Origin of the sequence: Lentzea sp. DG1S-22, assembly GCF_036321065.1 — a bacterium.
Lineage (GTDB): Bacteria > Actinomycetota > Actinomycetes > Mycobacteriales > Pseudonocardiaceae > Lentzea > Lentzea jiangxiensis.
Window position 1 is genome coordinate 4,781,936 of the sequence record NZ_CP143276.1, and the last position, 23,045, is coordinate 4,804,980.

At 70.8% G+C, this 23,045-nt stretch carries 21 protein-coding genes and 1 tRNA gene; 14 read left to right on the forward strand and 8 right to left on the reverse strand.

Annotated elements, in window-relative coordinates; translation table 11 throughout:
• The first annotated feature begins 49 nt into the window (after window positions 1-49).
• Window positions 50-1,510 carry an alpha/beta hydrolase gene (locus V1227_RS21800; protein WP_329787434.1) on the forward strand — a complete coding sequence of 487 codons (1,461 nt, stop codon included), beginning with the start codon at window positions 50-52 and terminating at the stop codon, window positions 1,508-1,510.
• A 111-nt stretch (window positions 1,511-1,621) separates the two neighbouring features.
• Here V1227_RS21800 and V1227_RS21805 read toward each other — a convergent pair whose 3' ends face one another.
• Entirely contained in the window at window positions 1,622-4,552 is a 2,931-nt protein-coding gene (locus V1227_RS21805; RefSeq protein ID WP_329794076.1) for a glycine--tRNA ligase, read from the reverse strand.
• Window positions 4,553-4,913: 361 nt separating this feature from the next.
• Window positions 4,914-5,093 carry a hypothetical protein gene (locus V1227_RS21810; RefSeq protein WP_329787435.1) on the reverse strand — a complete coding sequence of 60 codons (180 nt, stop codon included), beginning with the start codon at window positions 5,091-5,093 and terminating at the stop codon, window positions 4,914-4,916.
• Window positions 5,094-5,097: 4 nt separating this feature from the next.
• Here V1227_RS21810 and V1227_RS21815 point away from each other — a divergent pair, with 4 nt between their 5' ends.
• Both V1227_RS21815 and V1227_RS21820 read left to right on the forward strand, forming a co-directional pair.
• Complete coding sequence (locus V1227_RS21815; RefSeq protein ID WP_329787436.1) at window positions 5,098-6,519, forward strand: LCP family protein; 1,422 nt, start codon at window positions 5,098-5,100, stop codon at window positions 6,517-6,519.
• A 78-nt stretch (window positions 6,520-6,597) separates the two neighbouring features.
• Window positions 6,598-7,119 carry a helix-turn-helix domain-containing protein gene (locus V1227_RS21820; protein WP_442916345.1) on the forward strand — a complete coding sequence of 174 codons (522 nt, stop codon included), beginning with the start codon at window positions 6,598-6,600 and terminating at the stop codon, window positions 7,117-7,119.
• 52 nt (window positions 7,120-7,171) lie between these two features.
• Here V1227_RS21820 and V1227_RS21825 read toward each other — a convergent pair whose 3' ends face one another.
• Both V1227_RS21825 and V1227_RS21830 read right to left on the reverse strand, forming a co-directional pair.
• A complete protein-coding gene (locus V1227_RS21825; RefSeq protein ID WP_329787438.1) occupies window positions 7,172-8,464 on the reverse strand; it encodes a glucosaminidase domain-containing protein in 1,293 nt (430 codons plus the stop codon).
• A 13-nt stretch (window positions 8,465-8,477) separates the two neighbouring features.
• A complete protein-coding gene (locus V1227_RS21830) occupies window positions 8,478-9,770 on the reverse strand; it encodes a C40 family peptidase (protein WP_329787439.1) in 1,293 nt (430 codons plus the stop codon).
• Window positions 9,771-9,925: 155 nt separating this feature from the next.
• Here V1227_RS21830 and V1227_RS21835 point away from each other — a divergent pair, with 155 nt between their 5' ends.
• Together V1227_RS21835 and V1227_RS21840 are read left to right on the forward strand one after the other, a co-directional pair.
• Window positions 9,926-11,173, forward strand: a complete 1,248-nt coding sequence (locus V1227_RS21835; RefSeq protein ID WP_329787440.1) for a MurT ligase domain-containing protein — start codon at window positions 9,926-9,928, stop codon at window positions 11,171-11,173.
• A complete protein-coding gene (locus tag V1227_RS21840) occupies window positions 11,166-11,873 on the forward strand; it encodes a type 1 glutamine amidotransferase (RefSeq protein ID WP_090098665.1) in 708 nt (235 codons plus the stop codon). Before V1227_RS21835 ends, V1227_RS21840 begins: the two co-directional genes overlap by 8 nt.
• On the opposite strand, the gene V1227_RS21845 is transcribed toward V1227_RS21840, so the two are convergent.
• Window positions 11,833-12,441, reverse strand: coding sequence for a TetR/AcrR family transcriptional regulator (locus V1227_RS21845; RefSeq protein WP_329794077.1), 609 nt, complete (start codon window positions 12,439-12,441; stop codon window positions 11,833-11,835). The genes V1227_RS21840 and V1227_RS21845 overlap by 41 nt on opposite strands.
• A gap of 96 nt (window positions 12,442-12,537) precedes the next feature.
• Here V1227_RS21845 and V1227_RS21850 point away from each other — a divergent pair, with 96 nt between their 5' ends.
• Window positions 12,538-14,025, forward strand: coding sequence for a flavin-containing monooxygenase (locus tag V1227_RS21850; RefSeq protein WP_329787441.1), 1,488 nt, complete (start codon window positions 12,538-12,540; stop codon window positions 14,023-14,025).
• Here the strand turns inward: V1227_RS21850 and V1227_RS21855 are convergent.
• Entirely contained in the window at window positions 14,009-15,043 is a 1,035-nt protein-coding gene (locus V1227_RS21855; RefSeq protein ID WP_329787442.1) for a zinc-dependent alcohol dehydrogenase family protein, read from the reverse strand. The two genes, V1227_RS21850 and V1227_RS21855, sit on opposite strands and share 17 nt — an antisense overlap.
• A gap of 112 nt (window positions 15,044-15,155) precedes the next feature.
• On the opposite strand from V1227_RS21855, the gene V1227_RS21860 reads away from it, so the two are divergent.
• The 4 genes from V1227_RS21860 to V1227_RS21875 all read left to right on the forward strand — a co-directional run bounded on the left by V1227_RS21860 (window position 15,156) and on the right by V1227_RS21875 (window position 17,953).
• Window positions 15,156-16,298, forward strand: coding sequence for a carboxylesterase family protein (locus V1227_RS21860; protein WP_329787443.1), 1,143 nt, complete (start codon window positions 15,156-15,158; stop codon window positions 16,296-16,298).
• The gene (locus V1227_RS21865; RefSeq protein WP_329787444.1) at window positions 16,295-16,462 is read left to right on the forward strand and encodes a hypothetical protein; all 168 of its coding nucleotides are present in this window, start codon (window positions 16,295-16,297) and stop codon (window positions 16,460-16,462) included. The genes V1227_RS21860 and V1227_RS21865 overlap by 4 nt, the downstream gene beginning before the upstream one ends.
• 3 nt (window positions 16,463-16,465) lie before the next feature.
• Window positions 16,466-17,056, forward strand: coding sequence for a class I SAM-dependent methyltransferase (locus V1227_RS21870; RefSeq protein WP_329787445.1), 591 nt, complete (start codon window positions 16,466-16,468; stop codon window positions 17,054-17,056).
• A 285-nt stretch (window positions 17,057-17,341) separates the two neighbouring features.
• On the forward strand, window positions 17,342-17,953 hold the full coding sequence (locus tag V1227_RS21875) for a TetR/AcrR family transcriptional regulator (RefSeq protein WP_236221715.1): 612 nt from the start codon (window positions 17,342-17,344) through the stop codon (window positions 17,951-17,953).
• Here V1227_RS21875 and V1227_RS21880 read toward each other — a convergent pair.
• The gene (locus V1227_RS21880; protein WP_090098321.1) at window positions 17,950-18,171 is read right to left on the reverse strand and encodes a DUF3618 domain-containing protein; all 222 of its coding nucleotides are present in this window, start codon (window positions 18,169-18,171) and stop codon (window positions 17,950-17,952) included. The two genes, V1227_RS21875 and V1227_RS21880, sit on opposite strands and share 4 nt — an antisense overlap.
• A gap of 109 nt (window positions 18,172-18,280) precedes the next feature.
• Here V1227_RS21880 and V1227_RS21885 point away from each other — a divergent pair.
• A tRNA-Leu gene (locus tag V1227_RS21885) sits at window positions 18,281-18,353 on the forward strand.
• Window positions 18,354-18,897: 544 nt separating this feature from the next.
• Complete coding sequence (locus tag V1227_RS21890) at window positions 18,898-19,512, forward strand: DedA family protein (RefSeq protein WP_329787446.1); 615 nt, start codon at window positions 18,898-18,900, stop codon at window positions 19,510-19,512.
• Between the two features lie 626 nt (window positions 19,513-20,138).
• Here the strand turns inward: V1227_RS21890 and V1227_RS21895 are convergent.
• On the reverse strand, window positions 20,139-21,185 hold the full coding sequence (locus tag V1227_RS21895) for an FAD-dependent oxidoreductase (protein ID WP_329787447.1): 1,047 nt from the start codon (window positions 21,183-21,185) through the stop codon (window positions 20,139-20,141).
• Between the two features lie 86 nt (window positions 21,186-21,271).
• Between V1227_RS21895 and V1227_RS21900 the strand changes: the two genes are divergently transcribed.
• Together V1227_RS21900 and V1227_RS21905 are read left to right on the forward strand one after the other, a co-directional pair.
• The gene (locus V1227_RS21900) at window positions 21,272-22,006 is read left to right on the forward strand and encodes a hypothetical protein (RefSeq protein ID WP_329787448.1); all 735 of its coding nucleotides are present in this window, start codon (window positions 21,272-21,274) and stop codon (window positions 22,004-22,006) included.
• 7 nt (window positions 22,007-22,013) lie between these two features.
• Complete coding sequence (locus tag V1227_RS21905) at window positions 22,014-23,042, forward strand: LLM class flavin-dependent oxidoreductase (RefSeq protein WP_236221710.1); 1,029 nt, start codon at window positions 22,014-22,016, stop codon at window positions 23,040-23,042.
• Window positions 23,043-23,045 lie beyond the last annotated feature (3 nt).

Here is a 23,045-nt window from a genome sequence, read left to right on the forward strand (position 1 = left end):
CATCGGTTCGGCACGCCGGAGGGGCGTGCCGTCGGGGAGGGATTTGCTAATGCGAAAAGCTTTGTCACTGGCTGCGGTCGTGACCGCCGCCGCGGGCGTGGTGGCGGTGCCGGGGGTGTCGTCCGCCGGCACGCCGAAGCCCGAGGTGCAGTGGGTCGCCTGTCCCGCCGACGTGGCGCTGCCGGGCCTGGAGTGCGGCAAGCTCCAGCTGCCGCTCGACTACCGCAAGCCGCAGGGCCGCAAGACCGAGGTGATGTTCAGCCGGCTGGCCAGCAAGAACCCCGCGAAGCGCAAGGGGATCCTGCTGACAAACCCCGGCGGGCCGAGCGAGGGCCTCACGTTCCCGGCGGTGCTGAAGGCGGTGGGCCTGCCGCAGAGCGTGCAGGACGCCTACGACGTCATCGGCATGGACCCGCGTGGCATCGGCTACAGCTCACCGTCCACGTGCGACATGACCGAGGAGCAGATGGCGGACGGCAGCGTGCCGCCGTACGCGAACAACTCCGCCGAGGTGCGCCAGCGCGCCGCCGAGGTGGAGAAGATCGCCGAACAGTGCCTGAAGTCGTCCTCCGCGGACGAACTGCCGTACAACACGACCGCGAACATCGCGCGTGACCTGGACTCGGTCCGTGCGGCGCTGGGCGAGGAGAAGGCGTCGTTCCTCGGCTACTCGTACGGCTCGTACCTGGGTTCGGTGTACGCCACGCTGTTCCCGAAGACCTCCGACCGCGTCGTGATCGACAGCAACCTGCCGAAGGGCGGCTGGGACGTCGAGGGCGGCCGGCTGATGGGTCGCGGCGTCGAGGACACGTTCCCGGACTTCGCGAAGTGGGCGGCGGCGCACCCCGAGCACGGCCTGGGCACCACGCCGCAGCAGGTGCGCGCCAAGTTCTTCGACCTCGCCGCACGGCTCGACGAGAAGCCCTCGGTGGAGGGCATCGACGGCAGGACCTTCCGCTTGCTCACCTTCACGGCCCTGTACGGCACCGGTGACGCGGCCTTCACGAAGCTCGCCGCCTCCTGGAAGGCCTTCGACACCGGACAGCCGCAGCCGCCGCAGGACTACCCGGAGGTCCCGCGCGTCCAGGCCCTGCTGGCGGGGCGCCTGCACGTGATCTGCGGTGACTCGGCCTGGCCGACGTCGGTCGGCACGTACGAGCGCAACGTGGCGGTCGACCGGGTCCGCCACCCGATGTTCGGCGCGGCCGCCGCGAACATCCAGCCGTGCGCGTTCTTCCCGAAGCCGCTGGAGAAGCAGGTCCTGCCGTCCGACCGGGGCCCGCGCAACGTCCTGCTGGTGCAGAACGAACGCGACCCCGCGACGCCGCTGGCCGGCGCCCGGTCGACGCGCCGCGCGTTCGGCGACAGGGCCGCGATGATCACGATCGACCAGGGCGGGCACGGCGCCTACGTCATCGGCAAGAACAAGTGCGCCAACGACAAGGTGACCGAGTACCTGCTCGGCGGGCAGCGCCCGGACGACCTCAGGTGCGCTGCTGGGACCAGCTGACACGCGGTGGTGGAGGACGGCTCCGGCCGTCCTCCACCACCGTCGCTTCGCGAACACCTCCGACCAGGCCGCTGAGGTGGAAGGCCTGCGGCCGGAGCTCCGGAGGCGCTCCTACAGCTGGGTCCAGTCCAGCACCGGCGCCGCGAAGTCCCGGATGGACGCCAGCAACCCGAGCCGAGCCGCCTTCACCGACTCGTCCTCGGCCATCACCAGCACCTCGTCGAAGAACGTGTTGATCGGCCCGGTCAACCCCTCGGCCGCGGCCACGAAAGCGGCCAGCCCGGCCACGTCCCGCGGCACCGGGTCGAACGCCTTGTGCAGCGCCACCTCGGCGGGCTCGACCAGCACGGAGGCGTCGTACGACCCCTCCACCGAAGCCGGCACGATCCGCCGCACCCGCTGCAGAGCAGCCGTCAGCGCCGCGAAGGACTCGTCGCCCGCCAGCGACTCCAGCTGCGCGAGCGTCTCGTCGGCCAGCACGGGCGAGTCGGCCAGCGGCAGCACGGCCTGGACGAACCGGTGCTCGTGCCCGGCGTCGAGCAAAGCCTGCTCGTACCGGCGCACGGCGAACTCCCGTGCCGTCTCCAGCGCGTCGGCCGAGACCTCGAGCCCTTCCGCGGCAAGGGAAAGCGCCACCGGCAACGTGATCGCCCGCAGGTCCGGGAACGCCCTCAGCACCGTCACCGCGCCGAGCGCGGCACGACGCAGCCCGAACGGGTCGGACGACCCGGTCGGCTGGGCGCCGATCCCGAAGAGCCCTGCCAGCAGGTCGAACCGGTCGGCCAGCGACAGCAGCGCACCCGGAACCGACGACGGCAGCGCGTCGCCGGCCGACCGGGGGAGCTCCATCTCCCACAACGCCAGCGCGACCTCGGGCGTCTCCCCCGCCCGCTCCGCGTACTCGCGGGCCATCACACCGGCCAGCGACGACAGCTCGATCACCATCTGCGAGCCGAGGTCGAACTTGGCCAGCGCGCCGGCGCGGTCCAGCGTCTCGCGGTCGGCGTCGACCACCTCGGCGAACCGGCCGGCGAGCGCGGCGATCCGGGCGGCGCGGTCCGCCATCGAGCCCAGCTTGTCCGCGAACGTCAGCTTCGCGAGACCGGACTTCATCTCCTCCAGCGGCGTCTTGAGGTCCGCGCGCCAGAAGAACGCCGCGTCCTCGTACCGCGCCCGCAGCACGGCCTCGTTGCCCGCGCGCACCAGGTCGGCGTCCACGGACCCGTTCGCCACGGCCACGAAGTGCGGCAGCAGCGCGCCGTCGGCCGAGCGCACCGGCAGGTAGCGCTGGTGCTTGCGCATCACGGTGGTGAGGATCTGGGCAGGCAGCTCCAGGTACCGCTCCTCGAACGAGCCGAGGATCGGCGTCGGCCACTCGACGAGGTTCGTGACCTCGGACAGCAGCCCGTCGACCTCGACGACGCCGCCGACCGACGCCGCGAGCTCCTGCGCGGCCTCGACGATCGCGGCCGAGCGGGCGGCCGCGTCGACCTGGATCCCGTGCGAGGACAGGAACTCCAGGTATCCGTCCGCCGTGGACACCTCGACCACCGGCGTCGAAGCCGTGCGGTGAACGCGGGTCGTCGTGCCGGAAGCGAGCGACGACACCGCGACCGGCACCGGCGTCGAGCCCAGCAGCGCGAGCAGCCAGCGGATCGGGCGGGTGAACGACAGCTTCGGGTCGTTCCACTTCATGTTCTTCTCGGCGCGCAGGTCCGCGACGACCTCGCCCAGCAGGCCGCTGAGCACCTCGACGGCACCGCGCCCGGCGTCGGTCTTGGTCAGCGCCACGAACTCGACGCCGTTCTCGGTGACGCGGCCCAGCGCGGACACGTCGACGCCCTGGCCGCGGGCGAAGCCCTGCACGGCCTTCGTCGGGTTGCCGTCGGCGTCGAAGGCGGCGGAGACGCGCGGACCGCGGACGGTGCGCTCGGCGTCCGGCTCGCGCGGCGACACGGCGGGCACCAGGACGACGATCCGGCGCGGCGTGCCGTGCACCGCCACCTCGCCGTGCGTGAGGCGGGTGGCGCCGAGCTTCGCCGTCACGGCCTCGCGCACCGCGTCGACGGTCCGGACGACCTCGGCGGGCGGCAGTTCCTCGGTGCCGATCTCGAACAGCAGGGTCGCGGGCGCCACGACGTCGGCGAAGGACGAGGGCTTCTCGACGGCGGCGGGAGCCTCGGCGACGCCCAGCGGGTGCCCGAGCTCGGCGCGGCGCTCGGCCCACAGACCGGCGACCTCGCGGGCCAGGCCGCGCATCCGGCCGAACGCGCGGGCGCGCTCGGTCGTCGAGATGGAGCCGCGCGCGTCCAGGACGTTGAAGATGTGCGAGCACTTCAGCACGAAGCTGTGCGCCGGCACGGGCAGGCGGGCGTCGAGCATGCGCCGGGCCTCGGCGGCGAACTCCTCGAAGAGGCGCTTGTTCGCCTCCACGTCGGCGTCGTCGAGGTAGTACCGCGACATCTCGTACTCGGCCTGGCCGAACGCCTCGCCGTAGGAGATGCCGGGCGCGTAGGCGATCTTCTTGAAGTGGTCGACGCCCTGCAGCGCCATCATGATCCGCTCGATGCCGTAGGTGATCTCCACCGACACCGGGTCGAGCGTCATGCCGCCGGCCTGCTGGAAGTACGTGAACTGGGTGATCTCCAGGCCGTCGAGCCAGACCTCCCAGCCGAGGCCCCAGGCGCCGAGAGCGGGCGAGGCCCAGTTGTCCTCGACGAACCGGACGTCGTGCGCGCGGACGTCGATGCCCAGCGCCTCGAGCGAGCCGAGGTAGAGCTCCTGCGGGTCGCCCGGGTCGGGCTTGAGGATCACCTGGAACTGCGTGTGCGTCTGCAGGCGGTTCGGGTTCTCGCCGTAACGGGCGTCGTCGGGCCGCACGGACGGCTCCACGTACGCGACGCGCCACGGCTCGGGACCCAGCACCCTCAGCACGGTGGCGGGGTTCAGCGTTCCCGCCCCGACCTCGGTGTTGAACGGCTGCACCACGATGCAGCCTCGGTCGGTCCAGTACTTGGTCAGCGCGAGCAGCGCGTCCTGCATCGTCAACACGGCGACGAGTCTACGAAACGGACAAAAACGCTGGTCAGGGGGCCTTGATCGGCTGGTGTCCACCACTGTGCCACCCTTTGCACAACCGAGTGACGCTCCCGCACGTCCACTTGGGGTACCCGCATGTGCCGAGAGGAGTGGGTGTGGACAACCGGCCGCCGCGGCCGGGAGACCCGAACGGGGCTCCCGGTCGATCGTCATCTGGGCGCCCTTCCGCCACCCCTCGTCCGCAGGCGGGACAGCCCCGCCGCCCGCCGGTGCCGCCGCGTGCGTCCGACCCGCCGCGCAGGCAGCCGAACCGGGCGGAGCCGCCGAGGCGCGAGCCCCCGAGGCGCATCGAACCGGCGCGCCCTCAACCCCAGCGCGGGCGTGCGGCCTCGTCCGCACCGCGCTCGCCGGCCGACCGCCCGACGGTCCGCACCACCCCGGCCAAGGCGGAGGCCCCGGAGCCGAGGCCGCGCCCGAGGCCCGCTCCCGCCCGCCGCCCGAGTGCGGCCAGGCGCGGCGCCTCGACCGGCGCCAAGGTCTTCATCAGCATGCTGTCCGCGGCGGTCCTCGTGGTCACCGGCGTCGCGTGGCAGAACCTCACCGCGCTGACCGACGGCTTGACCAAACAAGACCTGAACCTCGCCGACGCCGGTGAGAAGCCGGCCGACGGCGCGATCGACATCCTGCTGGTCGGCATGGACAGCCGCACCGACTCCAAGGGCAACCCGCTGCCGCAGAACATCCTCAACGAGCTGCAGGCGGGCGGCACCGACGACGGCGGGTTCAACACCGACACGCTCATCCTGCTGCACATCCCGAACGACAGCGGCAAGGCGTTCGCCGTCTCGTTCCCGCGCGACTCCTACGTGAAGATCGCGGGCGGGTTCGGGCGACACAAGATCAACTCCGCCTACGGCTACGCCAAGAACCAGGCCGCCGAGAAGCTGAAGGGCAGCGGCAAGAGCGGGCCCGAGGTCGAGATGGAGTCGCGCAAGGCCGGCGCGAACAACCTCATCGAGACCGTGCAGACCCTCACCGGCACGACGATCGACCACTACGCCGAGGTCAACCTGGTCGGCTTCTACGACATCACCAAGGCCATCGGCGGCATCGAGGTCTGCCTCAACAACAAGGTCCGCGACAGCTTCTCCGGAGCGAACTTCGCCGCGGGCCGGCAGACCATCGAGGGCAAGAACGCGCTGGCGTTCGTCCGGCAGCGCCACGGCCTGCCGCTGGGCGACCTCGACCGCGTCGTGCGCCAGCAGGTCTTCATGGCGGGCCTCGCCAAGAAGATGCTGTCGGCGGGCGTGCTCACCGACAGCACGAAGCGCAACGACATGATCAAGGCCGTGAGCGGCGCGATCGTGCTCGACGACGGCTGGGACATCACCAAGTTCGCCCTGCAGATGAAGGACATGACGGGCGGCAACATGACGTTCCAGACCATCCCGACCGGCAACCCCGACCTGCAGACGCCGGAGGACGGCTCGGCGGTCGAGGTGGTCGAGTCGGAGGTGCGCGCGTTCTTCAAGGGCCTGGGCAAGGCCCCGGCGTCCTCGAACCCGGCCACCCCGAAGTTCGACAAGGCCTCGCTGACCGTCGACGTCCGCAACGCCTCCGGCCAGCCGGGCCTCGCGGGCCAGGTGCTGCAGTCGCTCGTCACGAAGGGCTTCAAGGGCGGCCAGGCGGGCAACGCCGAGGCGCTGGCGAAGTCGGTCGTGCGCTACGGCAAGGGCGGCGAGGCGGGCGCCGACGCCGTCCAGGAGGCCCTCGGCGGGCTGAAGGTCGAGGAGGACGTCAACATCCCGGTCGGCACCGCCCGCGTGTTCCTCGGAGCCGACTACTCGGGTCCCGGCGCGCAGGGTTTCACCGGGTCCGGAGTGCTCGCCCTGGACGGTGCGCGCCGGCAACCGGCTGACCCCGCGGCCCCTCCGCCCATCTCCGCAGACGGCGTGCGCTGCGTGAACTGATACTCAGAGTAGAGAAGTACCCCCGTTCGGGGGATTCTACGGGCAAGTTGCGTAAGCGACGAAGCACTGGCGCCTTCCATGACCGTGAGACCCGCTCACGGGGTGGAGGGACCAGTGCGACCTGCGAACGGCCAAATCGACACAGCGGCGTACCAGCGCGTGCTCGGTGATGAGATCCGCAGCCTTCGCAAGCGACGCGGATGGACCCGCAAGGAGCTCAACAAGCGGCTGCAGACGGAGATCTCGCTGCAGACGCTCGCGACCTACGAGCTCGGCACCCGGCAGTGCTCGGTCGTGCGCCTCGTGGAGATCTGCCACGCCCTCGACGTTCCGGCGCACGAGGTCCTCGCCCGCGTCCACGAACGCTTCTTCGGCGACATCCCGACAGGCCACCTGGCGCTCAACCTCGCCGCCGTCGCGGCGACCGACAACTCCCGGCTGATCCCGCTGCGGAGGTGGGCGGCCGGACGCCTGCACGCGCTGCCTCCCGGCGTCTCACCGGAGGTGCACCTCGACCTGCCCGCCCTGGAGAACATGGCACAGCTCTGCCAGCTGCCCACCGTGGAGCTCATCAGGATCCTGCGCTCGTTGAGCCGCTGACGCCGGAACGCCCCCACCGGCCGGCAGGGGCGTTCTGGTCGTCGTGCGGTTGTCAGGCGGCGAAGCGGGTGAGGGCGCTCCAGCCGGTGCCACCCTCGTGGCCCCAGTGGAAGTTCCCCGTTCCGTCGCCGTAGAAGTAGCGCAGCTGGTCACCGGCGACAGCGATCAGGTCGCCCTTGCCGTCACCGTTCATGTCGGTCACGGCGAGATGTCCCAGGCTTCCCCAGCCGACGCCGCCTTCGCTGCCCCAGTGGAAGTTGCCACTGCCGTCGCCGTAGTAGTAGCGCAGCTTGTCCTGGTACACGGCGACCAGGTCCGCCCTGCCGTCGCCGTTGACGTCCCCGGCCTCCAGCTTGGACAGAGCGCCCCAGCCGTTGCCACCCTCGCTGTGGAGGTGGAAGTTCCCGGTGCCGTCGCCGTAGTAGTAACGGAGCTGCTCACCCACCACACCGACGATGTCGGCCTTGTTGTCGCCGTTGACGTCCTCGAGGTTGAGGTGCTTGACGGCCTCCCAGCCGCTGCCGCCCTCGCTGCCCCAGTGCAGGTTGCCACTGCCGTCACCGTAGAAGTACCGCAGCTTCCCGCCGGCTTCGGCGATCAGGTCGCCCTTGCCGTCGCCGTTCACGTCACCCATCGCGATCTCACCCAGCGCGCCCCAGCCGACGCCGCCTTCGCTGCCCCAGTGCAGGTTGCCGCTGCCGTCGCCGAAGTAGTAGCGCAACTTGTCCTGGTACACGGCGAAGAGGTCGCCCTTGCCGTCACCGGTGATGTCGGCGTTGCCGCGGCCACCGGCGTTGTCGAACCGGTAGGTGTTCCAGTTCCGCATGATGGCCAGGACCTTGGTCACGTAGGACTGGTCGGTCGCGTACGCCTTGGCGATCTCGGTGAGGAACCTGTCCGGCTGCGACCGGTACGGCAGGGCGTGGGCGTAGCTCGGGGCCGTCGAGATCATCCGGCCGTAGTCGCGGAACGAGTCCCGCATCGAGTTGTAGGTGCGGAAGTACGCCGTGGCGGGGTGGCAGCCGCTCTGGTCGCACTCGGTCGTCGGGTAGGCCCGGCAGCCGACGGCGATCGGGCCGGGCAGGCCGTCCTTGCACTTGATGCCGAAGTAGTTGCGGTCGTTGGCGGACAGGGTGCTGCGGCCCCAGGCGGACTCGTGGATCGCCTGCCCGGTGGTCACCGAGGCGGGCACGTCGTACTCCCGCTTCACGTCCTGGGCGAGCGGTCCGGCGACGGCGATGAAGTCGTCCCGGTAGTCCTGCGCGGACAGTTCGGACGCCGTGGCCAGCGCGGGCGTGGCGACCAGACCGGCCACCGCGGCGGCGAGAACGAGGATCTTCCTCATGGCTGGTTCCCCCTCATCCTGCGAAGCGGGTCAGGGTGCTCCAGCCGGCGCCACCCTCGTGGCCCCAGTGGAAGTTCCCCGTTCCGTCGCCGTAGAAGTAGCGGAGCTTGTCGCCGGCGACCGCGAGCAGGTCGCCCTTGCCGTCACCGTTCATGTCGGTCACCGCGAGGTGGCCCAGGCTTCCCCAGCCGGTGCCGCCTTCGCTGCCCCAGTGGAAGTTGCCACTGCCGTCGCCGTAGAAGTAACGGAGCTGGTCACCCGCGACGGCGACCAGGTCCGCCCTGCCGTCGCCGTTGACGTCCCCGGCCTCCAGCTTGGACAGAGCGCCCCAGCCGCTCCCACCCTCGCTGTGGAGGTGGAAGTTGCCCGTGCCGTCGCCGTAGTAGTAGCGCAGCTTGTCACCCACGACACCGACGATGTCGGCCTTGCCGTCGCCGTTGACGTCCTCGAGGTTGAGGTGCTTGACGGCCTCCCAGCCGCTGCCGCCCTCACTGCCCCAGTGCAGGTTCCCCGAGCCGTCACCGTAGAAGTACCGCAGCTTCCCGCCGGCTTCGGCGATCAGGTCGCCCTTGCCGTCGCCGTTCACGTCACCCATCGCGATCTCACCCAGCGCGCCCCAGCCGACGCCGCCTTCGCTGCCCCAGTGCAGGTTGCCGCTGCCGTCGCCGAAGTAGTAGCGCAACTTGTCCTGGTACACGGCGAAGAGGTCGCCCTTGCCGTCACCGGTGATGTCGGCGTTGCCGCGGCCACTACCGCCGACGATGTTGTTGTAGCGGTAGGGCGGGTACTCGGCGGCCGTCGCGGACCAGGTGTACTCGTTGTACGTCGCGATGGGCGGGGTCTGCTCGTAGACCCAGTAACGGGTGCGGGCCGAGTCGAGCCAGCCGCCGAACAACCGGACGTGCCCGGCCGCGCCCTCCGTGCCGGGGCCGCCCTTGATGAGGATGTCGCCGGGCAGCAGCTCGTCCTTGGTGATGCGGTGGGTCACGTTGGACCCGACGAGCGTGACCGTGCTCAGGCCCGGCTTGGAGAGGTTCCAGGCCATCGAGACGAAGCCGGAGCAGTCGGTCCGCCAGCCGTCCCTCGCGGCGCTCATGCTGTACGGCACTCTCGCGTCCACCCACGTCTTGGCGCGGGCCATCACCTCGGCCCTGGTGATCGTCGCCATCGTCGAGAAGTCGGCCTCGGAGTAGACGACCGCGGCGTCCGGCTTGGCCGGCGCGGCGCCCGCCGAGGGGAGCAGGACGGAGGTGAAGGTGGCCGCGAGGAGAACGGCGCTGACGAAAGCCTTGTTCGTGGTGCGCATTTCGATGACCCCCAGGTCGGTGTCTTCGCTGTCTTGCTGACAGGAACGACATTGCTGGGGCGATCTCCAGAAAACCTGCAACGCGTCTCCAGAAGTCCTGCAAGCGGAGCGAGCCGGGCAGGAGCCGCTCCGCGAGCGCCGGTAGAGTCGCCGGGGTGAACGATTCCCCCGCCCGCCTTCCCCTGCGCACCGCAGCCGCCGTGAAGCTGGGCAACCTGAGCTCCACGCTGTCGCAGAAGATGGGCCTCGGCGCCGGCGGCATGATCGGCGGCCGGGTCGCGCTGAAGCTCGACCCCCAGGCGCTGGGCCGCCTCACGCAGGGCCGCAGGGTCGCCGTCGTGACGGGCACCAACGGCAAGACGACCAGCACGATGATGCTGGCGAGGGCCGTGGGCGCGCTGGGCGAGGTCGCCACGAACCACAGCGGCGCGAACATGCCCGACGGCCACGTCACGGCGCTGTCGAAGCAGCCGGACGCCCCGTACGCGGTCCTGGAGTGCGACGAGGCCTACTTCCCGGCCGTCGCGGGTGCCAGCAACCCGGCCGTCGCGGTGGTCCTGAACCTGAGCCGCGACCAGCTGGACCGCGTCGGCGAGGTCCGCACCATCGAGCGGTCGCTGCGCGACGCCATCTCCAAGCTGCGGAACTGCACGATCGTCGCCAACTGCGACGACGTGATGGTGACGAGCGCGGCCTGGAACGCCGGGAAGGTCGTCTGGGTCGCCACCGGCACCGGCTGGCACCACGACTCGGCGAGCTGCCCGCGCTGCGGCAGCCCGATCAGCTGGCAGGGCGAGCACTGGCACTGCACGGGCTGCGACCTCGCCCGCCCGCACCCGAACTGGATCACCACCGACGAGGCGATGATCACGCCGGAGCACCAGAAGCTCGAGCTGCGCCTCACGCTGCCGGGCAAGTTCAACCAGGCCAACGCCGTCATGGCGTCCGCCGCCGCGCACGCGATGGGCGTCCCCGCCGAGGAAGCCGTGCGCCGTCTGCGCGGCGTCTCGAACGTGAGCGGCCGTTACCGCACGATCCAGCGCAACGGCCGCAGCGCGCGCCTGTTGCTCAGCAAGAACCCGGCGGGCTGGAGCGAGACGCTCACGGTCGTCAAGGAAGCCCACCACCCGGCCGTCCTGGTGATCAACGCCCAAGAGGCCGACGGCCGCGACCTGTCGTGGCTGTGGGACGTCCCGTTCGAACGCCTGCAGGGCCGCACGGTCATCGCTTCCGGTGAACGCGCCACGGACCTCGCGGTGCGTCTCACGTACGCCGAGGTCCAGCACACGATCGTGCCCGACCCCCTGAAGGCCATCGACCAGATGCCGCAGGGCGCGGTCGAGGTCATCGCCAACTACACCGCGTTCCGCGACTTGAATGCCAGGGCTGCCGCTGATGAGTGAGTCGACTGTCCAGATCGCGCTCGTGCTGCCGGATCTCCTCGGCACGTACGGGGACTTCGGCAACGCCGTGGTCCTCGAGAAGCGCATGACGTGGCGCGGGATCAAAGCCGAGATCGTGCCGATCAACTACGGCCAGCCGGTGCCGGACTCGTGCGACATCTACGTCGTCGGCGGCGGTGAGGACACCGCGCAGACGCTGGCGGTCAAGCACCTGCGCGAGCACCCCGGCCTGCAGCGCGCCGTCACGAAGAACGCCGTGGTGCTGGGCGTCTGCGCCGGCATCCAGATCTTCGGCGAGAGCTTCACCCGTGCCGACAACGTCACCCACCCCGGCATGGGCCTGATCGACTCGACCTCCCACGCCGGCGGCAGCCGCGCGATCGGCGAGGTCGTCGCCGAGCCCGCCGACGGCCTGTTCGCGGGCCCGCTGACCGGGTTCGAGAACCACCAGGGCCGCACGGTGCTGGGCCCGGCCGCGCGTCCCCTGGCGCACGTCAAGGTCGGCACGGGCAACGACGGCAGCGTCGAAGGCGCTGTTCAGGGCCGGATCGTGTGCACGTACCTGCACGGGCCGGTGCTGCCGCGCAACCCGGCGCTCGCGGACATGCTGATCGAGTGGGCGACCGGGACCAAGGTCGCGCCGATCGACCTGCCGGCCGTCACCGCCATGCGGGCTGAACGGGTCCGGGCAGCTTCCTGAGGCGGTCGGCCACCCCCGGCCAGACCACCGCCATCACGTAGTCGGTCGCGAGCGCGGGTCCCACCGAGGGCCTGCGCTCGCACCACACCGCGAGCCGTTCACACGCGCCGACGACGATCTCCGCGAAGGCCTCCGCCTCCAGCGGATCGATCTGCGGCGCGAACGACACCAGCACGGACCCGATCATGTCCGTCTGCTGCTGCCGGATCCCCTCGACCTCCTCCTGCGCCGACGGCACCGCGATCGCCGCCTCCTGCCGCAGCAGGGCCCAGGACCGCTGGTGGTCGACGATGAACTCGAAGAACGCCCGCAGCCCGAGCCGCAGGAACTCCTCCGGGTCCGCCGCGCCCGCGATGGCCGCCGCCGTCTTCTCGCGCAACTCCGTGCGCGCACGGTGGATGCAGCCGATGAGCAGGCCTTCCTTCGAGCCGAAGTACTCGTAGAGCATGGGCTTCGAGACGCCGACGCGTTCGGCGATCTCGTCCATCGACGTGGCCAGATACCCCTGCTCGGCGAAGATCTCCTCGGCGACGGTGAGCATCTGCGCCATGCGCTGGGCCTTGGGCATGCGGCGGCGCGGAGCAGTCACGAACGGAGTCTACCGCTCGTAACTTACTTCGAGTAACCTACTGCGAAGTAGCCACCGCGAGCGGAGGGAACCCCCATGCACCGGGAGACGAAGGTCCTCGTCATCGGCACCGGCTTCTCCGGCCTGGGCATGGCCGTCGAGCTGAAGCGCCGCGGCGAGCACGACTTCGTGGTTCTCGAGAAGGCCGCCGACCTCGGCGGTACGTGGAGGGACAACTCCTATCCCGGCTGCGCGTGCGACGTGCCGTCGCACATGTACTCGTTCTCGTTCGAGATGAACCCGAAGTGGTCGCGGATGTTCGCGCAGCAGGGCGAGATCTTCGACTACCTGCGGCGGGTGGCCGAGAAGTACCGGCTGCGGCCGCACATCCGCTTCAACAGCAAGGTCTCCGGCGCGCGGTGGGACGACGAGGCCAAGCACTGGAACGTCACGACCGAGCAGGGCGACACGTACACGGCGAAGGCGCTGGTCGCCGGCGTCGGCGCGTTGCACATCCCGAACATCCCCGAACTGCCGGGCATCGAGAACTTCGCCGGCAAGGCGTTCCACAGCGCGCAGTGGGACCACGACCACGACCTCACCGGCAAGCGCGTGGCCGTCATCGGCACCGGCGCGTCCGCGATCCAGTTCGTCCCGAAGATCGCGGGGCAGGTCGGGTCGATGAAGATCTTCCAGCGCACGCCGCCGTGGATCATGCCCAAGGCCGACCGCGAGATCAGCGGCTGGGAGCAGAAGCTGTTCCGCGCCCTGCCCGTCACGCAACGGCTCTACCGCAACTTCGTCTACTGGATGCGCGAGTCGTCCGCGCTGGGCTTCGCGGTGAACCCGAAGATCATGCAGTTCGCACAGGGCATCGCGTTGCGGCACATGAAGAAGCAGGTGCCCGACCCCGCGCTGCGCGAGAAGCTGAAGCCCGACTACACGATGGGCTGCAAGCGCGTGCTCATCTCCAACGACTTCTACCCGGCGCTCGGCTACCCGAACGTCGACCTGGTGACCGACAAGGTCTCCGAGGTCCGCGAGAACTCCATCGTGGACAGTGCGGGCGTCGAGCACGAGGTCGACGTCATCATCTACGGCACCGGTTTCCACGTCGTCGACTCGTTCGACTACCTGGACATCCAGGGCAAGAACGGCGTCGACCTCGCGAAGAAGTGGCGCCAGGAGGGGATCGAGACCTACTACGGCATCACGGTCTCGGGTTTCCCCAACCTGTTCTTCCTGCTGGGCCCCAACACGGGACTCGGGCACAACTCGGTCGTGTTCATGATCGAGTCGCAGATCCGGTACGTCTCGCAGTGCCTCCGGCTCCTCGACCGGCACCGCGCAGCGGAGCTGGACGTGCGGTTGGAGGCCCAGCAGGAGTTCAACTCGGAGATCCAGCGCAAGCTCGGCAAGGGCGTCTGGACCCAGGGCGGTTGCAAGAGCTGGTACCTCGACGCGCAGGGCGTGAACCGCACCGTGTGGCCGGGCTTCACCTGGCGGTACTGGATGCGGACCAAGCGCGTGCGCGCCGAGGACTACGTGCTGACCGCCGCCAGGAGGGCTACGGCCGCACGATGACCTTGAGGGCGGTCCGCTCGTCCATCGCCCGGTAGCCCTCGGCGACGTCGTCGAGCGAGACCGTCCTGTCGAAGACGGGACCGGGGTCGATCCGGCCGGCCAGCACGTCGGCCAGCAGCTCCGGCAGGTACGCCCGCGCGGGCGCGATGCCGCCGCCGATGGCGATGTTGCGCCCGAAGAGCTTGCCCAGCGGCAGCCCCGGCATCTCGTGCGGCACGCCGACGTAGCCGATCCTGCCGCCGTCGCGCACGACGCCCATCGCGGTCTCCCACGACTGCTCGGTGCCGACGCACTCCAGCACCGCCGACGCGCCGAGGCCGCCCGTCATCTCCTTGATCCGCTCGACCGCGGCCTCGCCGCGTTCGGCGACCTGGTCCGTGGCACCGAAGAGCTTGGCGATCTTGGCGCGGTCCTCGTGGCGGCCCAGCGCGATGATCCGCTCGGCGCCGAGCCGCTTGGCCGCGAGGACGCCGCACAGCCCGACCGCGCCGTCCCCGACGACCGCGACGGTGCTGCCGGGACCCACACCCGCGCCCAGGGCGGCGTGGTGACCGGTGCCCATGACGTCGCTCAGGCTGAGGAACGCGGGCAGCAGCTCCTGCGGCGCGTCCGCGGGCACCCGGACCAGCGTGCCGTCCGCCTGCGGCACCCTCACGGCCTCGCCCTGCCCACCGTCGCTGCCCTTGCCGCCCCAGAACCCGCCGTTGCGGCACGACGTCTGCAGCCCGGCCTGGCAGTACGCGCACGTGCCGTCGCTCCACACGAACGGCGCGATGACGCGGTCGCCCACGTTGACGGACCGGACCGCGCCGCCGACCTCCTCGACGATGCCGAGGAACTCGTGGCCGATGCGCTGCCCCTCCTCGCGCTTGGCCACACCCCGGTACGCCCACAGGTCACTGCCGCAGATGCACGCGAGCTCGACCCGGACGACGACGTCGGTGGACTCCTGGACCGCCGCGTCCGGCACCTCCTCGACGCGGATGTCTCGGGTGCCGTAGATCGTCGTAGCCCGCACCGGGCACCTCCTCTGTTCCGCCGTACAAACCCCCTGCATCGTGCTCCTGCCGCGGGCTTCACGCCGAATCGAGACGCTGTGGAATTGGTTACGCGTGCCTACCATCGGAACCGTGCTGATCAACGCCGAAGGTCTCGTACGAGCGCGCGGTGTCCGTTATGCGACGGCTTCCCGGTTCGAAGAACCCGAGCCGTACGAGTGGGACGGCGTGGTCGACGCCGGCGAGCGCGGTCCCGCGTGCCCGCAGCCACCCTCGGCGCTCGCGGCGCTGGTCGGCAACTCGGTCGAGGGTCTGGCGTTCGACGAGCACTGCCACGTGCTGAGCGTGACGGCTCCCGCCGGCGCCTCCGGGTTGCCGGTGATGGTCTGGTTCCACGGCGGCGCGTACGTGACGGGCAGCGGTGAGTCGGTCAAGTACGACTGCGACCTGCTGGCGTCGGAGGGCGTCGTGGTCGTCCGCGTCAGCTACCGGCTCGGCGTCTTCGGGTACCTGCGGGACAACCTGGGGCTGCTCGACCAGCTCACCGCGCTGCGGTGGGTGCGGGACAACATCGCCGCGTTCGGCGGCGACCCGGCGAACGTGACGGCGTTCGGCCAGTCCGCGGGCGCCGACTCCGTGTACGCGCTGATGCTCACCGACACGGAGGGCCTGTTCCACCGGGCGATCCTGCAGAGCGCGCCGCTGGGCACCCGCGGCCCCGAGCGCGCCGAGATGACGGCCGCGCTGCGGTCGTCGGTCTCCGTGGACGCCTCCACGCCCGCGGACGACGTGCTGGTGGCGCAGATCGCCGTCGTCGCCGAGCTGGGGCCCCGGTTCGGGCCTTCCGGTGCCATGCCGTTCGCCCCGGAGCTCGGCGAGGTCGACCTGGCCGCGGCGGCGTCCCGCGTCGAGCTGCTCGTCGGGCACACCGCGGACGACGGCAGCCCGTACGTGCCGAGCCGCGAGCACTGGGAGGCGGTGACGGAGCTGGTCTTCGCGGGGCCCGCCCGGCAGCTCGCCCGGGACTGGGAGGCGGCGGGCGGCCAGGTCGCCACCTACAGGTTCAAGTGGGCGCCTCCGGGCGCTCCGCTGGGCGCGTGCCACTGCATGGAGCTGCCGTTGCTGTTCGACCCGGCCGGCTGGTCGGGCGCGGGCATGCTGGCCGGGCACGAGCCGGACGTCGGGCTGGCGAAGACCGTCCGGGGGCTGTGGGCCGGGTTCGCGCGGAACGGGATGGACGCGCTGCCGTCGCGGTCGCTGGAATTCGACGCGTGACCGACCGCGAGAGGCTGCGCACCGCGTTCGGCGCGGACGCGGCCCGCTACCACCGGGCCCGTCCGACCTACCCCGCCGAGCTGTTCGGCCGTCTGCGGGGCCCGCGGATCCTGGAGATCGGTCCCGGCACCGGTCAGGCCACGCTGCCGCTGACGGCGCTGTGACACGTGACGGCGGTCGAGCTGAGCCCCGCGCTGGCGACGCTTGCCCGTGCGCACGCCCCCGCCGCCGACGTGGTCGTCGCGGACTTCGACTCGTGGCCGTTGCCGGGCGAACCGTTCGACCTCGTGGTGTCCGCGACGGCGTTCCACTGGCTCGACCCGGCCACCCGGATGGCCCGCTGCGCCGCGGCGTTGCGGCCCGGCGGTGCGCTGGCGGTGATCTCGACGCACCACGTGGCGGGCGGCACCGAGCAGTTCTTCGTGGACGTGCAGGAGTGCTACGAGCGCTGGGACCCCTCGACCCCGCCCGGGCTCCGGCTCCCCCGCGCCGAGGACGTCCCGCGCGAGTTCGACGACAGCCCCGAGTTCGAGGAGCCGGAGTTCCACCGGTACGAGTGGGAACGGGCCTACGACACCGAGGCGTACGTGGACCTGCTTCTCACGTACTCGAACCACATCTCGCTGCCGACGCGGGACGAACTGGTCGCGGACATCCGGTCGCTGATCGACACGCGCTTCGGCGGCCGGGTCGTGAAGCGGTACCTGACCCAGCTCGCCGTGGCCCGTGTCAGGCCCGCCGGGACCGACCGGCCGTGACCAACACGGTGATCGCCACGGGTCGAGCCGTACAGGTCGTGGACGTTCGCGCCGTCGCCGCTGAAGTCCGCCTTCGACAGGGACCGGAACTTTTCCCGGTACTCGACCGGTTGAGCGGCCGGAAACGCAGGAGCTGTCCCGCGCGCCGCTCGAGAAGCCGCGGACCGCAACACGAAGCGGCGAACCGGGTGCTGCTCACCCTGCGGGGTGGGCAGGACGCCTAGGATGTCCCGCCAAAGGGGCGGGGAGACACGCATGAGCCGTGCCCTTGTACGAGGAGGTGGCATGGCCGTGTCGACAACGGCGTACAACGAGGGCAGGGTCCCCCAGCGGGGCCGTCCTCGCGACGCCAGCAGGGACGACGCATTACGTCAGGCAGCGCTCGAGGTGATGGCCGAGGTCGGGTACCGCGCCCTCACCATGGACGCCGTCGCGGCCCGCGCGCGAGCGGGCAAGGCGACGATCTACCGGCGGTGGGAGTCGAAGCTCGATCTCGTGATCGACACGTGCACCCAGCTCGCGACGCAGAACCTCGCGGCACCGGACACCGGCTCGCTGGCCGGGGACCTGCGCGAGTTCCTCTCGTCGTTCGCCGCGTTCCTCTCCGGACCGATCGGCAAGGCCGCGCAGGCGCTCGTGGGCGAGCTGCCGCACGAGCCCGAGCTGGCGGCGGCGTTCCGGGAGACGTTCCTGATCTCGCAGCGCGACGTGCTGCGCGGGATCCTCGACCGCGCGGCCGACCGGGGCGAGCTCAAGGCGGACGCCCCGCGCGGCATGGCGGTCGAGATCGCGGGCGCCGCGCTGATCTACCGGCTGATGCTCACCGGTGACCCGCTCGACGAGCCGTTCGTGGAGAAGGTCGTCGAGCAGGTGCTCCTACCGTTGGTGCACGCTTAGCGGAACAGCTTGCGGACCAGCGCGAAGCCGACCACCGCGCCGACCGCGATCAGCGTGTACTTCACCTGGGGCCTGCTCAGCACCTCGAGCACGGACGACTTGCCCTGCTCGACGAGCTTCTGCGGGTTGGCGCGCTCGCTGAGCTCGTCCAGGGTGGCGGCCAGCGCGGTGCGAGCCTGCTCGATCTCGCGCTGGATGGTGTCGGGATCGCGAGCCACATGTCCTCCTAGCAGCGGTTCTGCCCGCAACCGTAGTGGACGGCGGGGAGGGCGGCTTCGCGCGACCCGCGAGAGCGGGTCCACGGACGCGCTATAGGCTTCCGCACGAGGGGTCGTAGCCCAATTGGCAGAGGCACTGGGTTTAGGTCCCAGCCAGTGGGGGTTCGAGTCCCCCGACCTCATTGAGCAGCGGTTTTCAGTGGTGCGCCGCGGGGATCGCTCCGCGGCGCACCACGTCCGCGGACCGCTCTCCGCCGCAGAGGCGGTCGTAGCTCCACCCGATCGCCGCGCGCAGGCTCCGGTGCCGTTCGGCCGGCGGTGCGGGTGCCGCGGGCCCGGCTCGCCCTAGCCCTGTCGGTGGACAGCCGCACCGCGCACGCGATCGACCACGGCGGCACCGCGAACAGCACCTCACCCGGCACCCTGACCGGCTCCCAGCGCGTTCGAGCAGCACCGCGCACGCCCGCGCCGGGAGGTGGTGGCCAGAGCGCCGCAGATCACACACGTCCCACCAGGTCGGCCATCAGCGGAGCACCGCAGCCAACGATCACACGTCCGACGGCGCTTTCGTTGCGATGCAGACGAACGGCCCGTCTCAGGTCCTTTCTGGACTTTCTCAGCTGTCCCCTAGTGGTTTCCCCCAACTCCCAGGGTGGGGTTTCCCCCACCCCAATCCTGCGGATCACCCCAATGTCCCCCGCGACCAACCTCCGTACCGTGGAAACCATGAACTTGGTCGACTGGGTCACCGACCTGATGCACACGGCCGGCGCACCCGGAGCGGCTTTGGCGATCGCGCTGGAGAACCTGTTCCCGCCGCTGCCCAGCGAGGTCTTCCTGCCCCTGGCGGGCTTCACCGCCGCCCAGGGCAAGATGTCGCTGCTCGACGCCGTCCTGTGGACCACGTTCGGCTCCGTCGCGGGCGCCCTGCTGCTGTACTGGGTCGGCGCGCGGCTGGGCCGCGAGAGGGTCCGCCGCATCGCCGCCCGCATGCCCCTGGTCCGGGTGTCCGATGTGGACAAAACAGAGGCCTGGTTCCTGCGCAACGGCTACCGCGCCGTCTTCTTCGGCCGCATGATCCCGGTCTTCCGCAGCCTGATCTCGATCCCGGCGGGCGTGGAACGCATGCGATTAGCACCGTTCGTCGCGTACACGGCGGCCGGCAGCCTGCTGTGGAACACGGCGCTGATCCTCGCGGGCTACCTGCTGGGCGACAACTGGCACCTGGTCGAGCAGTACGTGGGCCTGGGCTCCAAGGTGGTCCTGGGGCTGGCCGTGGTCGCCGTGGCGGTGTTCGTGGCGACACGCCTTTCGAAGCACCGCGCCAACGCGGACAGCTGACCTCTCCGCCGCTCACGACCGCGTCAGCTGACGCCGCAGCAGGGTTTCGCTGCACCTGCCGCCACGCTGCCCCGCACCGAGGCGAAGTTCCGGCGCTCGCGATCCTGGCACATCAACACCGCCGCGCTCGCTTCACCACACCCGACACCACGCCAACCCCATACCGGCGCAGGGGCTCGCCGCTCACGACCGCGTCAAAGCGGTCAGCAGCACGAACTCCCCACCCGCACCTCGGACCCCAGCCGCGCCGACCTCCGCCGTCCACCCCCGGCCGCGCCACCCTTGGGTACGCGTTGCCCACCCGAGCGCCCCAGCCGCTCATTCGGCCACGCCCGCCTGAGCCGTCCCGCAGCCATCCGCGAACGCCCGGCCGTTCCCCGTTCGACAACCGCCACCCCGCAGCCACCACAGCCGCACGGCCCTCAACCGCCCTCTCAGCCAGCCACCCTCAGCCAACTGCGCTCAACCGGCCACGCCCACCTGAGCCGTCCCGCAGCCACCCGCGAACGCCCGACCGTTCCCGCTCGACGACCGCCGCCCCGCAGCCACCACCACAGCCACACGGCCCTCAACCGGCGTTCAGCCAGCTGCGCTCAACCGGCCGCGTTCTGCCAGCCCTGCCCAGCTCAACCGGCCACCCTCAGCCCGTCCAAGTACCCCACCAACTCCCGAACGGCACTGCGACCAGCCCGGTTGGCCCCGATGGTGCTGGCCGAAGGCCCGTACCCGACCAGGTGGATCCGGGGGTCGGACACCACCCGCGTCCCGTCCACCTGGATCCCGCCCCCGGCCCCGCGCAGGTGCAGCGGCGCGAGGTGGTCCAGGTCGTGCCGGAACCCCGTCGCCCACAGGATCACGTCGGCGTCGAACCGCTCCCCCGAAGCCCACTCCACCCCACCAGGCGTGATCCGCGAGAACATCGGCTTGCGGTCCAGCACCCCGGAGGCCAGCGCGGCCCGGGTCGCGTCGTTCAGCGCGAGCCCGGTCACGCTGACGACGCTGCGCGGGATCAGGCCGGCGCGGACGCGTTCCTCCACCATCCCGACGACCCAGCGGCCGTAGTCCTCGGTGAACGGTCCTTCGCGCCACACCGGTTCGTGTCGCGTGACCCACCGGGTCTCCGCTGCGAGAGGAGCGAGCTCCATCAGCAACTGCGTGGCCGACGCGCCGCCGCCCACGACGACCACGCGCTTGCCGGCGAACTCGTCGGGGCCCCGGTAGTCGGCGGTGTGCAGCTGGCGGCCCCGGAACGTCTCCTGGCCCGGGTAGTGCGGCCAGAACGGGCGGCGCCACGTGCCGGTCGCGTTGATCAGGCCGCGCGTGGTCCAGGTTCCGCCGGAGGTCTCGACCTCCAGCAACGAGCCGTGGCCCAGGACCTGCGTGACGTTCACCGGGCGGATCACCGGCAGGTCGAAGAGCTGTTCGTAGCGGGCGAAGTACGACGGGATCGCCTCGTTGGCGGGCTCGTCGGGCGACGGCTGTTCGAACGGCATGCCGGGCAGCTCGTGGATGCCGTGCACGGTCCGCATGCGCAGGCTCGGCCAGCGGTGCAGCCAGGCGCCGCCCGGACCGGGGTTCGCGTCGAGCACCACGTGGTCGACACCGCGCCGCTGCAAGAAGTACGAGGCGGACAGGCCCGCCTGTCCCGCGCCGATCACCACCACATCCGTCACACCTCGGTCAACGGAACGGCGACACAGGTCCGTCCCACCTGTGAGCTACGAGACAACCGGCACGAGGAGCGCTAACTTCCGGGAGGGTGCACCTACTTCTGACGATGGCGTTGCTCGCGACCCCCGTCCCCACAACGACGGCCTCCTACGCCGTCTACGACCGGATCACGCAGACGCTGACGGGCCGGGACGTGCACAAGCCGTTCAGGTCCGCCTCGCTCGTGAAGATCCTGATCGCGATCGAGCAGCTGGAGACGCGCGGCGACGACCCGCGCATCGAACCCATGCTTCGCGTGAGCGACGACAGCGCGGCGAGCGAGCTGTGGGTCGAGAACGGCTGGGACCAGCTGGTCGTGCGCACGGCCGAGCGGCTGCGGCTCAGGGACACGCGGCCGCCGGAGAAGCGCGGCATGTGGGGCTACACGGCCGTGAGTGCACATGACGTCGTGAAGATCTACCGGTACCTGCTGGAGGACGCGCACCCGAAGGTCCGGCACACGATCATGGGACACCTGCACCGGGCCGAGAAGTGCGCCGCGGACGGGTTCGACCAGTCGTTCGGGCTGCCGTCGGCGACGTGGCGGCCCGCGTTCAAGCAGGGGTGGTCGGGGTTCGGCGACCCGGCGAAGCCGTGCGTGGACCGGCCGCGGCCCCGCGCGCAGTGGGAGCTGGACCTGAAGTCGCCCGCCCTGCACACGTCCGGGACGTGCCTGTTCAGCATCGTCGCGGTGCTGACGCTGCACCCCGAGGGCACGAGCTACGCGAAGGCGTCGAAACGAGTTACGCGGCTCACGGAAGAAGTGACGAAGCATCGGTGTTGATCGATGTATGAGCCGTCTGAGCGACATCCCGCTGTCCGTACTCGACCTCGCCCCGATCACGTCGGGGTCGGACGCGACGACCGCGCTGCGGAACTCGCGGGAGCTCGCCCAGCAGGCCGAACGCCTCGGGTACCACCGCTACTGGTTCGCCGAGCACCACAACATGCCCGGCATCGCGTCCTCCGCGCCCGCCGTGCTGATCGGGCACGTCGCGGACGCCACGTCGACCATCCGCGTCGGCTCCGGCGGCGTCATGCTGCCCAACCACGCGCCGCTGGTGGTCGCGGAGCAGTTCGGCATGCTCGAGGCGCTGCACCCCGGCCGCATCGACCTCGGCATCGGCCGCGCACCCGGCACCGACCAGAAGACCGCGCGGGCGCTGCGGCGCACCGAGGCCGGTCTCTCCGCGGAGAACTTCCCGCAGGAGCTGACCGAGCTGATCAAGTACTTCGAGGGCACCGCCGAGCTCAACGCCGTGCCCGCGGCGGGCAACAAGCCGCCGATCTGGCTGCTCGGCTCGTCCGGCTACAGCGCGCAGGCCGCGGGACTGCTGGGCCTGCCGTTCGCGTTCGCCCACCACTTCAGCGCGCAGAACACGCTGCCGGCGCTGGAGCTCTACCGGCGGCACTTCCGGCCGTCCGAGGTCCTCCAGGAGCCGTACGCGATGGTGTGCGCGTCGGTGATCGTCGCCGACACCGACGAGCAGGCCCGCTACCTCGCGGGCCCGGGAGCGCTCTCATTCGTGCGGCTGCGGCAGGGCCGCCCGGCCCCGCTGGCCACGCCGCAGGAGGCCGCGGACTACCCGTACACCGAGATCGACGAGCTGGTGATCGAGGACCGCATGGCCAACCAGATCATCGGGTCCCCCTCAACGGCCCGCGCCGGGATCGACGAGTTGCTGGAGTCGACGGCGGCCGACGAGCTCATGGTGACGACCATCGTCCACGGCCATGATGACCGTCTGCGTTCGTTCGAACTCCTCAGCGAGATCGCCGAACGGACGCCGTCGCTGGGCCGTTCGGCCGCACATACGTGAGAC